At 37.8% G+C, this 13072-nt stretch carries 13 protein-coding genes, 1 tRNA gene and 1 pseudogene; 11 read left to right on the forward strand and 4 right to left on the reverse strand.

The genetic code is table 11. The features are described from left to right. The first annotated feature begins 1 nt into the window (after position 1). From I6F10_RS06450 to alr, 3 genes are all read left to right on the forward strand, one after another. Complete coding sequence (locus I6F10_RS06450) at positions 2 to 940, forward strand: DUF4097 family beta strand repeat-containing protein (RefSeq protein ID WP_197098639.1); 939 nt, start codon at positions 2 to 4, stop codon at positions 938 to 940. A gap of 112 nt (positions 941 to 1052) precedes the next feature. Then, positions 1053 to 2432: a replicative DNA helicase gene (gene dnaB / locus I6F10_RS06455; protein ID WP_197098640.1), complete on the forward strand. Its 1380-nt coding sequence runs from the start codon at positions 1053 to 1055 to the stop codon at positions 2430 to 2432. Next, entirely contained in the window at positions 2432 to 3511 is a 1080-nt protein-coding gene (gene alr / locus I6F10_RS06460; RefSeq protein WP_197098641.1) for an alanine racemase, read from the forward strand. Before dnaB ends, alr begins: the two co-directional genes overlap by 1 nt. 31 nt (positions 3512 to 3542) lie before the next feature. Here the strand turns inward: alr and I6F10_RS06465 are convergent, their stop codons facing one another. After that, on the reverse strand, positions 3543 to 3782 hold the full coding sequence (locus tag I6F10_RS06465) for a DUF2960 domain-containing protein (RefSeq protein ID WP_002963045.1): 240 nt from the start codon (positions 3780 to 3782) through the stop codon (positions 3543 to 3545). Positions 3783 to 3882: 100 nt separating this feature from the next. On the opposite strand from I6F10_RS06465, the gene I6F10_RS06470 reads away from it, so the two are divergent. The 3 genes from I6F10_RS06470 to I6F10_RS06480 all read left to right on the forward strand — a co-directional run bounded on the left by I6F10_RS06470 (position 3883) and on the right by I6F10_RS06480 (position 5763). Next, a complete protein-coding gene (locus I6F10_RS06470) occupies positions 3883 to 4134 on the forward strand; it encodes a hypothetical protein (RefSeq protein WP_008135690.1) in 252 nt (83 codons plus the stop codon). A 201-nt stretch (positions 4135 to 4335) separates the two neighbouring features. After that, positions 4336 to 4953, forward strand: coding sequence for a nicotinamide riboside transporter PnuC (pnuC, locus tag I6F10_RS06475; RefSeq protein WP_002963042.1), 618 nt, complete (start codon positions 4336 to 4338; stop codon positions 4951 to 4953). 3 nt (positions 4954 to 4956) lie between these two features. Next, positions 4957 to 5763, forward strand: a complete 807-nt coding sequence (locus tag I6F10_RS06480) for a phosphotransferase (protein WP_197098642.1) — start codon at positions 4957 to 4959, stop codon at positions 5761 to 5763. Positions 5764 to 5766: 3 nt separating this feature from the next. On the opposite strand, the gene I6F10_RS06485 is transcribed toward I6F10_RS06480, so the two are convergent. Next, positions 5767 to 5949 carry a hypothetical protein gene (locus I6F10_RS06485; RefSeq protein ID WP_024604886.1) on the reverse strand — a complete coding sequence of 61 codons (183 nt, stop codon included), beginning with the start codon at positions 5947 to 5949 and terminating at the stop codon, positions 5767 to 5769. 246 nt (positions 5950 to 6195) lie between these two features. Between I6F10_RS06485 and I6F10_RS06490 the strand changes: the two genes are divergently transcribed. From I6F10_RS06490 to I6F10_RS06500, 3 genes are all read left to right on the forward strand, one after another. Continuing rightward, a tRNA-Arg gene (locus I6F10_RS06490) sits at positions 6196 to 6270 on the forward strand. Between the two features lie 212 nt (positions 6271 to 6482). Beyond that, complete coding sequence (locus I6F10_RS06495) at positions 6483 to 7016, forward strand: DinB family protein (RefSeq protein WP_197098643.1); 534 nt, start codon at positions 6483 to 6485, stop codon at positions 7014 to 7016. Position 7017: 1 nt separating this feature from the next. Next, a complete protein-coding gene (locus tag I6F10_RS06500) occupies positions 7018 to 7722 on the forward strand; it encodes an NRDE family protein (protein ID WP_197098644.1) in 705 nt (234 codons plus the stop codon). Positions 7723 to 7841: 119 nt separating this feature from the next. Here I6F10_RS06500 and I6F10_RS20175 read toward each other — a convergent pair. Continuing rightward, a pseudogene (locus I6F10_RS20175) lies at positions 7842 to 9604 on the reverse strand (lysophospholipid acyltransferase family protein). Between the two features lie 334 nt (positions 9605 to 9938). On the opposite strand from I6F10_RS20175, the gene I6F10_RS06510 reads away from it, so the two are divergent. Continuing rightward, positions 9939 to 11153, forward strand: coding sequence for an HD-GYP domain-containing protein (locus I6F10_RS06510; RefSeq protein ID WP_165743318.1), 1215 nt, complete (start codon positions 9939 to 9941; stop codon positions 11151 to 11153). On the opposite strand, the gene I6F10_RS20185 is transcribed toward I6F10_RS06510, so the two are convergent. After that, on the reverse strand, positions 11113 to 11436 hold the full coding sequence (locus I6F10_RS20185) for a hypothetical protein (protein ID WP_331461823.1): 324 nt from the start codon (positions 11434 to 11436) through the stop codon (positions 11113 to 11115). The two genes, I6F10_RS06510 and I6F10_RS20185, sit on opposite strands and share 41 nt — an antisense overlap. Positions 11437 to 11719: 283 nt before the next feature. Between I6F10_RS20185 and I6F10_RS06515 the strand changes: the two genes are divergently transcribed. Beyond that, positions 11720 to 12982: an outer membrane protein transport protein gene (locus I6F10_RS06515; protein ID WP_182195055.1), complete on the forward strand. Its 1263-nt coding sequence runs from the start codon at positions 11720 to 11722 to the stop codon at positions 12980 to 12982. The last annotated feature ends 90 nt before the right edge of the window (positions 12983 to 13072 follow it).

The following is a 13072-nucleotide window of genomic DNA, read 5'->3' on the forward strand; positions in this document are numbered from 1 at the left end:
TATGAAAGCGATTTTATTAGGACTGAGCTTATTTCCGTTGGCGGCATTTGCGGGTGAAAAAATAGATAAGCAAATAGACGTACCAAGTGGCGGCACTATTTTTATTGAAAACCAACGCGGTGATATACATATTACAGGCTGGGATAAAAACGAATTTAAAGTATCTGGCGAGCTTGATGATAAAGCACAGGGTTATGAGCTTAAAACAAGTGGCGATAAAACACAGTTTATTGTAAAAATGCCCCGTAAATCAAATTGGGGTAATAATGGTGACGGCTCAAACCTAACTATATTTATGCCTAAAAGCAGTAGCTTAGAGTTTGCGGGTGTTAATGTATCGGTGACTGCAAAGGAGCTTAAAAGCGGCGCTGAAGTTGATGTGGTTAACGGCGAAATTACGGTAGATGATATTACTGGCAACATTAAGCTCACCACTGTAAATGGTGATGTGAACGCTGAGAACTTAAACGGGAATATTCAGTTTGAAACCGTAAATGGTGAAATTAACGATAGGCAATCAAGTGGTGAGTTGCGTTTTAGCGCTGTTAATGGTGATATTAAATCAACTTCAAGCGCTAATGATGTACGCCTTGAAAACGTAAATGGCGATATAGAATTTACGCTATCGGCTATTAAAAACCTACGTATTAATACGGTCAATGGCGAAGCAGAAGTACAGATTAACGAGCTTTTAAAAGGCGGTGATGTACGTTTTGAATCAGTAAGTGGTGATGCCGATTTTTATTTCCCACAAAGTGTATCAGCAAAGTTTGAAATTAAAGCCCATGCTAATGGTAAAATCATTAACAAAGTCAGTAGTGACAAAGTCAGTAAAGCTAAATATGGCCCAGCCAGTGATTTAGAGTTTAGTATTAATGGCGGTAATGCAAATGTTGAAATGGATACCATAAGTGGACGAATAGAGCTTCGTACCAAATAACACTCATTCCCCATCACGATTACAAAAAGCAGGAAAGATTTCCTGCTTTTCTATTTGCACAGCCCCTGCAAGTCGATAGAATAGAGCCATTCAATTTTACTACTGTGAAGTTATGGCCAAACCAGATAAGCAAGTCGATACTCTTAAAGTTCCTCCCCATTCAATAGAAGCTGAACAATCTGTTTTAGGTGGCTTAATGCTTGATAACCAAGCTTTTGACCGCGTAGCTGAGCTTGTTGTATCACAGGATTTTTATACCCGCACGCACAAGTTAATTTTTGAGGCGATGACGGCACTTGCTGAGATTGGCGATCCGATAGATTTAATCACTATTTCTGAAAGTTTAGAAAAAAATAATAAACTTGCAGGTATTGGGGGTTTTGCTTACTTAGCCGAAATTGCTAAAAATACGCCAAGTGCAGCCAACATTGATGCCTACGCAAACATTGTACGTGAGCGTGCTGTTGTACGTGAAATGATTGGCGTGGCAAATGAAATAGCCGAAGCGGGTTTTAATACCGAAGGGCGTACTAGTCACGACCTACTCGATTTTGCCGAAAGCAAAGTATTTAAAATTGCCGAGCAACGTACAAAAAGTACGGAAGGCCCGCAAAGTATTCATAACATACTCGAAAAAACCGTTGATAAAATAGAAGAGCTTTATCAATCGCCACAAGATGGTGTAACGGGTGTAAGTACAGGTTATGCCGATCTTGATAAAATGACGACGGGCCTGCAACCGTCTGACTTAATTATTGTTGCAGCGCGTCCTTCAATGGGTAAAACCACCTTTGCGATGAACCTTGCAGAACATGCCGCAATGACTCAAGACAAACCCGTGCTAATTTACTCGCTAGAGATGCCTTCAGAACAAATTATGATGAGGATGTTAGCGTCTCTTGGCCGTATTAACCAAACTAAGGTACGTACAGGTCAGTTAGATGATGACGATTGGGCGCGACTTTCATCAACAATGGGCTTGTTGATGGAAAAAGGCAAAATGTATGTGGATGATGCCTCGGGCTTAACACCTACCGATGTTCGCTCTCGTGCGCGTCGTATTGCGCGTGACCACGGCGGCATTAGTATGATCATGGTCGATTACTTGCAGCTAATGCGCGTACCTAGCCTTGCTGATAACCGAACGCTTGAAATTGCTGAAATTTCGCGTTCACTTAAATCACTAGCAAAAGAGCTAAAATGTCCGGTTGTTGCGCTTTCGCAGCTAAACCGTACGCTAGAGCAACGTGCCGATAAGCGCCCAATTAACTCAGATTTACGTGAGTCAGGATCGATAGAGCAGGATGCCGATTTAATTATGTTTATTTACCGTGACGAAGTTTACAACGAAGACAGTACCGATAAAGGTATTGCTGAAATTATCATAGGTAAACAACGTAACGGCCCAATTGGTAAAGTGCGTTTAACATTCCAAGGTCAATTTTCTCGCTTTGATAATTACGCGGGACAAGCGGTAGATGACGATTACTAATGCGCTTAGCCACTGCTGAAATTAACTTAACGGCACTTGCGCATAATTTAGCGCAAGTTAAGGGCTTTGCACCTAACAGCAAAGTAATGGCGGTGCTAAAAGCAAATGCTTACGGGCATGGATTAGTAACGATTGCGCAGCATTTAAATAATGCTGACGCATTTGCTGTGGCACGTATAGATGAAGGGCTCGCCCTTCGAGCTGGGGGCTTAACAAAACCAATTGTTTTGCTAGAAGGCTTTTTTAACAAAGCCGACTTACCGATTCTGCTCGCCAACAATTTTCAAACTATTATTCACGATGAGTACCAATTAGCGGCGCTTGAAAAAGCAAAGCTAGATGCACCAATAACATGCTGGTTAAAAGTAAATACAGGTATGCATCGATTAGGTATTGCGCCAGAGCAGTTTGAAGCGTTTTATAACCGCTTGCAAAAAACACCTAACGCTAAAAATACCGTTAATTTAATGACCCATTTTTCGTGTGCTGATGACGTTGATAATGCTAAAACGGTTCAACAAATTACGTTGTTTGATAATTTAGTGAATGGTATTGACCAAGCGCATTGTTTATCAAATTCGGCTGGTATTATTGCCTGGCCAAGCGGTCATGGCGATTGGGTGCGTCCTGGGCTTATGTTATATGGTGTATCGCCAATGGCAAATAGCGTTGGGCAGCAACACAAATTAAAACCAGTTATGCGCTTAACTACGCGCGTAATTGCAGTGCGTGATGTGCCTGCTAATGAGGCTGTTGGGTATGGTGGTCGTTGGAAAAGCGATAAACCAACCAAGTTAGCTGTAGTGGCTATGGGTTATGGTGATGGTTATCCTCGGCATGCTAAAGAGGGGACACCGGTAATAATTGGTGAGCAGCGTTATGGTATTGTAGGAAGCGTAGCTATGGACATGATCAGCGTTGATATAGGCGCTAATGAGCATAATATTAAAGTTGGCGACAGAGTCACTATGTGGGGCCCTGAGCTTCCAGTTGAAGAAATAGCACTGTGCGCTGATACTATCCCTTACGAGCTATTATGTAATATTACACCACGCGTAAGTTATGAGTATCAGCCATAGTTAGTTTTTAGCGTACACCAATTGGGTATAATTACTCTTTTATAAAGTAAATGTCGCTAAAGCCCATACGGGCAAATTCTTGGTCGCGAAAGTTACGAACAGAAGCAGACCCTTTTGAGGTCATTTCTATTTGGCGTACCATGTTTAAGTAATTTGTTAAATCAATACCCTCGGCAGCAGCAATAGCTTGATACATGTCGTGGTATTTATCTTTTGCGAAGTTAATTTCGCGCGGTTGGTTTTTAAATGTATACGTTATTCTGCGTGCCATAATAAGCTCAGTTAAATTGAGTGTTAGTATAATTTTACACTGTATTGAACTGGCATTGAATGATTTGTTTAAATCAAATAATTAAAAAGTAGAGTTTAAAATGAAATTATCAGTAGAGATCAGTAAATATCCACTTCACCAAGATTACATTCCGTTTATTAAAGGCTTTATTGACCGCTTAAACGAATACGAAGATTTAAAAGTGATTACTAATACGTTATCAACGCAAATTTTTGGTGATTATGATTTAGTAATGCAGGTGCTAAATACTGAAATTAAGCGTTCATATGAAGAATTTGGTAAAGCTATTTTTGTATGTAAGTTTCTCTCTGGCGACTTATCGCCTGAATAATCAATAATACCAACCTGCATAAATCTTTGATCAATTTAACGAATTAAATTGCACTATAACGTCGTTAAAAATTTTTTATTTAGAACAACTAGATAAAAAAATTTTTGCCTAGTTCTAGTGTAATTTTCTTAACGTTAAATAGACCCCGTATATAAGCAGATTGGTATAACAATCTGCACAACTAAACGGTAACTGCATAATATGGACTTTTTAACACAAACCTTAAGCGGTTTTACAGCAATGTCGCATTGGGAATACATTGCGGTAGGATTGTCGATGGCGTACTTATTATTGGCAATAAAGGAAAGCTTATGGTGTTGGCCAGCGGCATTTTTTAGCACGCTCATTTATACAATAATGTACTGGAATGGCGCATTGCTCATGGAGTCGTTACTTAATTTTTATTATATGTATATGGCTGTGTTTGGATGGGTTGTATGGCGAAAAGGCAAAGCTGAAAATTTAAATATTACATCGTGGTCGATAAACCGTCATGCTGTTTTAATTAGTTTAACAACCGTAGCTGCAATAACTATTGGTTACGTTATGCAAAACTATACGCATGCCGATTTTGCTTATCTTGATAGTTTTACAACGTGTTTTGCTGTAGTAACTACTTACTTAGTTGCTAAAAAAGTCCTCGAAAACTGGCTGTACTGGATTGTAATAGATGCAGCTTCCATGTATTTATATTATGAAAAAGGCTATTACCCAACGCTTGCGCTCTTTATATTTTATACGATTATGGCAGCGTGGGGCTTTAAAACTTGGTACGAAGAGTACGAACAAAGCCAAGCTAAGCCGCTAGCTCAGCTTTAATTAATGATTGAGCATACTCAGTTAGTAAAAATGTGTAGGGCGTTTATAGAGCCTACGAGCGTTATTTCAAGCGAGCGACTACTTAATGGTTTTAGTAACGATAATTTTTTAATACGTACCAAACAACAAGGGTATTTATTAAAGTGTTATAAAAGCCATTGGCCAGCCATAGGGCTTGAAGCACAGCGTTTTTTAAGTGAGCTTAATATATGTCCTGCGCCTGTTTGGCTCGATAAAAAGAATAGCCGTGCGGTATTTAATTATATTGAAGGTAATACAGCGCAATCGGATATAACGCTTAGCTTTATTAATAAACTTGCTCAAGTGCACAATTACACAGTGTCTACTGCGCCAATGGATATAGCTAAAGAGCTGCATTTTTATCAAAGCACCGGCGTATATACGCAATATAAACCTCAAATAGAGCAGGCACTCAAAGTAGTTGCAGCCATGCAATTTGATGAAGGCTTTTGTCATAATGACTTGGTAAAAGATAACATTATTGTAAATGCTTCGGGCATGTATTTAATTGATTTTGAGTACGCGCAAACTAATGATGTATATTTTGATTTGGCAGCCCTTGCAGTGAGCTTTAATCTTAATGAGAGTAGTGAAAGTACATTGTTAAACAACTATAAAAATAGCGTTGATAAAACAAGCACGTTTTACCCATCAATAGATAAGCTAAATTACTATAAGCTGTTTTTTTTGGTGTTATGTATTGCTTGGTATGAGGAGCGCAGCATAACTAGTAAATCTATAATGTTACGTGCGCAGCTAAATAAACTTGTTACTAATACTTTTTTATAAAAGTTACAAACCACCAAAGCGTTCAGCGAGCTCTTTGTACTTTGTTACTTCTGCGGCATCAAATTGTGGCTCGCCGTTTTCGTCTTCTGACTTAGCTATTAGTAAACTCTCGCGAGCAAGACGCTTAACACGCTCAACTTTTACACCTAAAAATTCAGCGGTTTGCTCAGTAGACATTAAACTCATTATTATTTCCTCGTATTAAACTAATCCTCACAGCGACAATCATAATTTTAATGTTACTAAACCGTTACTGTTTCTTATCTAATAAGAATAAATAGCGTGTTTTTAAGCCTTTGTGAAGTGTTTTATTTAAAACAGCTTAATTAATAAGCATATAAGCTGATCTTACTGGTATTTATTTAAAGATCTCTTTATCATTGCCAGTGCTAAAGCACTGATATCGCGAGTTGGTGTGGCGGCAACAAATGTGCTCTCGTGGTGAAATGGATATCACGTGGCCCTCCGGAGGCTGAGTTGTAGGTTCGATCCCTACCGAGAGCGCCATTTGCTTTTATATGTATCAATTATCCTCTTTATATTACCTAGCTTCTTATTAATTACTCTTATATTTAAAAGTGCATTTACTGCAAAAACTTTGAAAGTTAATTTTAAAAAACAGCTTTCTAGTTATTTATACAATGCAAAATTAGCATCCAAAAATCATGTTGTAATTATTTACATATAAGATTTAGTGATAAATGAGGAAGACCGATTCAATGTCAAATAGTCAATTAGAGATACTAGCTCAAGGACACGCTTATCTTGAAGGTGTAACTAAAGAGGACTATTCCCAAGTCATTACTCCTAACTTTATTAGCTCGGCAGGAGCTCATATGCGACATATTATCGATCATTATCAATCTTTAATGACCGGCTTTAGCACGCAAAAAGTAGATTATGATTGCCGCTTAAGAGGAGGAGATATTGAAAACTCTCCAACTGCTGCAATAAAAAAAATTGCCGAAATAACAACGTGGGTTGAGCAGCTAAGTCCAGATGATTTTAATAAACCGTTATCACTTTCAAGTGAAGTTTCGATTAAAAGCAAAAATGTACAAACAGTAACAACATCACTTGCGCGAGAGCTTATTTTTGTAGGCAGTCACGCTGTGCACCATTACGCGATGATTTCACAAATTTCTTTTGCTCAAAAGTCGCAGCTCGATCAAAGCTTTGGTTTAGCACCAAGTACAGCTACCTTTTTAAGAGAAAATAGCCAGCCAGCACAACCAAAATCGATGCAAAATTAAAATGTGCACGTTAAGTTACTTTTTAACTGATGATGGCTACGAGCTATTTTTAAATCGCGATGAGCAAAAAACACGAGAAACGGCAATCGCTCCAAGTAAGCACCAGGGCAATGCAATTTTCCCCATTGATCCGCAAGGAGGAGGTACTTGGCTTGGGGTATCGCATTTTGGGCAAACACTCGCATTATTAAATGATTACCAAAGTGTATTTGATATAACTGCGGTAAAGCATAGTAGAGGTCTGTTAATCCCTCATTTACTGAGCAATAAAGCCCCTGCATTGTACCAATTACAAAACATGGATTTATCGGGCTACGCGCCTTTTAAGTTGTGTATTTTTCCGGATGGACTATCGATAAATAACAATAACGTGGTTTTTGTTAGGTGGGATGCAAAGCAGTTGATCCACTGCCAAGTTGAACCACTTGCTACGTCATCAGGTGTTGAGCTTGAAACGGTGACACAAAAGCGTAAACAACAATTTAAGCAACTTATTGATTTAAGACATCCTGAAAGTGAGCAGTTTTTAGCGTTTCATTACAGTAAAGCCGAACAAGGGCAATATGGCGTAAACATGCTAAGAGAAGATGCAATGACGGTCAGTATTAGTCATATTAAAGTTGGTAACACTATACGCTTTAATTATTTTGATAAGCAGTCTCAGCTCATTAGTAGCATTGGTTGTTTTAAAGTGGCTGCAGCTTAACTAAATATTTTTATAGCCATAACTATTACATAATTAAAAACAAAAAAGTCGATGTAATTAATTACATCGACTTTTTTGTTAACTGTATTTTACCTGCTATATTAAGCAGCAGGTAAAAATTATGAGTGATTTATATAATCATCCTTTTTATCACCAAGGTAGAGCTTAAGTAGCTTTTCAGGCGCACTTGGTAAGTGCACACTTAAAAGTAATCCTGCCGTGTGATTAAAGTTGCTATCAATGCCCATGCAGTGAAATTGAGCGCCTAGCTTATGGTACTGCTTTAATAAAATCGGTATGTCTTTTTTATCTTCTTCTATTCCCATAAGCAATGCTGATACATGGGCTATGTTTAACGTGTGGTCATTAATAAAGTCTTCAAACTCTGGGTGGAGCTTATTATTAAAAGGCGTATTGGCGCTAACACCTTGTTTATTATTAACCATTGCATGGTCAATAATTGCAACAGAACGAGGGTCATAAAGTTTACTTAATGAAACAGTGCCATATAAAGTCCTATAGCGTGGGTTTTGCGCCATAAACGCACCAATCCCTTTAAATAGCAGTAATAAACCATGGTAACTGCCCTGATGTTTTTGAACTATAAACGATCGACCCATTTCTAAGCACGGCTGTTGCTGATTAATAAAAGAAGGTTCGAAGTTAAACATTTGCGATAAATAAAGAGCGCTCACGTCGCTATTTTTTTGTAATAAATCGGTTTGTCCAATTCTATAAGCACCAATAATTTCTTCATTTTTATGATCAAAAATAAACAAATGCATGTAAGTCGCATCAAACTTATCTGTTTCGCATGGCTCGCCACTTCCTTCGTTTAATGTACGAAAGGTTATTTCTCTGAGGCGTGTTATTTCAGTAACGCAATTAGGTATTTGATCTTGATAACCGTAATAAACTGAGTAACCTTTAAAGTCGACTAAATGCTGCTCGCTTGGCAAGTTTGCAAGCTCATTTTTCATTTTTGTTTTATCAACTTCCTGCATAATGGCTTTGAGCTGTGTTGATTGGTTATCCTCTTGCCAAGGCGTTACAAAGCGCTCATCGTTTAAGTAACACTGCAAGCGCGCAAGTGCATTTATGTCGTCAGTTTTTTCAAACTTATTTAATAATTTGGGTGTAAGTAAATTACCAGCGCTTAGGCTAATAGATCTTTTTTGAATTTTAAGTAATTCGCGTATTAGCATTAATAATCTAAATCGGTAGTAAACACGCCCCAAGTTATAAAAGGTTGAGCTATTCTGACCGCTAATAAAAACAGGCAATAAAGGAGCTTGTGTTTTTAAAGCTAGTTGAGTGGTTAAGCGATTCCATTGCCCGTCAGTTACACGTTGTTTTTCTGATTGAAAAAATGACACTCTTCCCGCAGGAAAAACCACAAGTAAGCCATCATTTTAACATGACTAAAACACTGTTTTATTGCGCTGGTATTAATGGCTGCTTTTGGTTTTAGTGGGTTAGCAAAAATAAAATAGTCTTTAATTTCTTTAAATATTTTTAAACCCACGTTAGCCATTACTTTTGTATCGCTACGATAATGGGTGAGTAAATTTGCAATAATTACGCCCTCAATCATGCCATAAGGGTGATTACATACCACTATGCAAGGACCATGCTTTGGTATTTTGTTAATAACATCTTGTGCACCAAGCACATTAATACCTAATACATTTAACAGCTTTTCACTAAACTCTTGTTTATCTAAACCCGATAAATTATTACAGAGGTATATATCACGTAGCTTATTGATGCCCAATAGGCTATCGAGCAGCGGAGCGGCTATTTTTAGTATATGACCCAAAGGCGAGGCTGTGTTTATTGCAGCCACACTTAGGTTTGATACGGGGTGGTTTAATTTTGTCATATACGTTGATGCTCTTAAATTTTTATAGCTGTTGTGTATATTTAGACCGAGAAAAAACCACATTATGTTCAAATTAGGTTAATTAAGTTTGTTTAAAAGCTTAAAAATAATACTCAAATAGTCTTTTAAGTGCTAAATGGTTGTAGGTTATTAAGAAAATAGAAGAGGGTTTTAATTATCCATAAAATAAGGTTACCCACTACAGCTAATAAGAGTGATACAGCAAGTAATCCTTTGTAGTTATATATCACTACTTGCAACTCAAAAACTAGACTTTTAGGCTTAATTAATGATATTTAAGGTACATATTCCTTAATAGAAAAATCCCGCCTTTATGCTAATTACTTTGCCCGTATCTGAGCTTACTCCTGGTATGTATGTTGATAGCGTTACTAAGCAACATGAAGGGATCAATAGCATAAAAATTAAGACCAGTGGCTTAGTGCGCGACAAATCTATTATTAAGCGTTTAGTCTCTGAAGGGGTGCTTGAGCTGCTTATAGATTTTGCTAAAGGTGATGCCCCAGTTCCTGCCAAATATAAGCCTCAAAGCAAACCTAAAACATCTAATAGCCAGCAAAAAGCCGAAAAAACACCTATAGCAATCTCAATTGAACAAGAATTTGCTAAAGCGAGTGTCAATTACGATCAGCATGGCCGAAAGCTACAGTCGTTATACGGTGACTTAACATCTGGCCTGAGTGTTAATATAAAAGTGCTTGATGAAATAGCCAGCGAAATAGTCAGCTCAGTTTTTCGTAATGCTAACGCTATGACTATTCTTACTCGTATAAAAGATAAACACAGCTATAACTGGCGGCATATGATCAACTGCGCCATTTTTACCGCTGTATTTGCTAAATACTTAGGGTACAAAATGGCTGTTGTGCAAGAGCTTGCCATGGGCGCGTTACTTCATGATTTAGGCCAAGCTAAATTACCGCAGGGTATATTTTCAAAGCCAACTAAGGTTACTAATAATGAGCTCTTAGCGATTAAAAAGCATGTAGCGCAAGGTTTGGGTTTAGTTAAAGGCGAGAAGGGTATAACACCCCTTATGCTTGATATGATAGTGAATCATCATGAGCGCTTAGATGGCTCTGGTTATCCGCGAGGCCTACAGGCAGAGAAGTTAAGTCGTCCAGCGCGTATAATGGCAATTGTAGATGTGTACGATGCAATGACTGCCGATAGAATGCATCAAGATGGTGATGAACCAATCAACGCATTGCGGTACTTATTAGCCAATAAGCAATTGTTTGATGGTGAGTTAGTACAGCGTTTTATAAAGTGTTTAGGGGTTCATCCGGTAGGAACTATTGTAAAATTAACGAATGAACGTTTAGCCTTAGTGCTTGAAGGGAACGTATTAAATCCTATTAAACCTAAAATTAAGCTATTTTATAATGCTAAGCACAATCATCATGTTACACCGAAAGACATCGATTTAAGTGAGCACACCCAAGAGCTTAAAATACTATCAAGTGTTAAGCCCTTAGATTATCAGATTAATTTGTCTCGCCTGCTAAAAGAGCATTTGTTGAATTAGCCTTACTGCATTGCCTTTTTTTAGTTTGTTTTGCAGAAATAAACGCACCCAAAAAGCAATTTCCCATCAGTGTTAACCATAACAAAGTGCCTAGCTCTACGTGCAATGCAAAACAACACAGCGCTAAAGAAATCAACGCATTTAACATTGCCCCTAGCCAATAATGGTTTACGAGGTTATCGCATTGTCCTGCTTGAGTACATGCACAGTAGTTTGCTTTGTAAAAGCAAAACACACTCGCCCCACAAAATATTAGCCCTGTAATAATAAATAAAATGATCACAGTTTTACTTCCATTGCGATTTTATAATGAGTGTAAGTTGCTACTAATTTCAAGTCAATCTAAATGATAATTAATTACATTTAGAGTGTTTACTCTAATACCACACTTCTCATCCGATGAGTTTTAAATAGTTGTTAAAATGTCGTTAAAAAACATGTTTTTTACTGTCTTTTGACGTATTCATAGAGTTTTTTACAAAAAATTAAGGTAGTGTAATCACGTTTTAAATCCTAATAACAACACACATAGTACCCAGACAGTCAGTTTGGTTAAGGACTCAACAATGAAATTTTCTAAAACTCTTATTGCAGCTTCGCTTGCATTTGTTTCAGCTGATAGCTTTGCAGCTGCGTTTCAATTATCAGAGCAAAATGCATCGGGTTTAGGCCGTGCATACGCTGGTGAAGCTTCTATCGCAGACGACGCGTCTGTAGTTGCACGTAACCCTGCACTAATGACTTTATTTAAAGAAAAGCAACTAAGTGTTGCTGCTATTGGCGTAATCCCAGATGTAAGCTTAGAAGGTGAAGGCGCGCCAACTGGTATTGATCAATCTTCATTAGATGACGATAGCATTGCACCAAGTGCAGTGGTACCAGCAGCTTACTTTACTATGCCTTACAACGATAAAGTATCGCTTGGTTTTGGTGCATTTTCTAACTTTGGTTTATCAACAGACTTTGACGATGACTACTCAGCAGGACAGATTGCTGGTAAAACAGAAATCTTCACCGTTAACTTAAATGCAAGCGTTGCTTATAAAGTTACTGAAAAGTTTAGCTATGGTATTGGCTTAAATGTAATTTACGCTGATGCAACTATTGTGCGTCACCTAGGAACAACTCCGCTGCCTATTCCAGATCAAACTGAAGTTGTAAATCTTGAAGGTGATGATACAGGCTATGCTTTGAACATTGGTTTAATGTATCAATTAGATGAAAACAGTCGTTTTGGTTTTAATTATCGTACAGAAACAGATATTACATTTGAAGGTACTTACTCTAACCAGTTACCTATGACAGACTTTACGCCACAAGGTTTGTCTGGAACTGAGCTTCCAGGATCTGTTGATATTACACTTCCTGCAATAGCTGAATTTTCAGGTTCTCATCAGTTAGATGAAAAACTTGGTCTTCATTACAGTATTTTATGGACAGGTTGGAGTAGCTTTGATTCATTAGAAGCACAAGTTACAGCTCCAACTGGCGATAAGTTTAGCGCATTTAATAAAGATGAAAGCTTCTCTGATTCATACCGTTTCGCTGTTGGTTCAGATTACCAATATAACGAAGATTTATTACTTCGTGCTGGTGTAGCATTTGATCAGTCTCCGGTATCACAAGATCACCTGTCGATCTCTATCCCAGATACAGATCGTTTTTGGTTCTCATTCGGTGGTAACTACACAATTGATCAAAGCTCTAACGTTGATCTTGGTGTAAGTATTATCCGTGGTAAAACTCAGAACTTTGAAGAAGATGGATTTGAGTTTGAGTCAGAAGGTAATGCAGTACTAGTTGGTGCTCAGTACAACTACAAGTTTTAATGTAGAAGTGTCTTGTGGTTAATCACAGGGCACAAAAAAGCCGCTCACTTTAATTAAAGTGAGCGGCTTTTTTAATGCCTATTAAATAGT

This window comes from Pseudoalteromonas sp. SWYJZ98 (genome assembly GCF_015864495.1).
GTDB classification, from domain to species: domain Bacteria; phylum Pseudomonadota; class Gammaproteobacteria; order Enterobacterales; family Alteromonadaceae; genus Pseudoalteromonas; species Pseudoalteromonas distincta.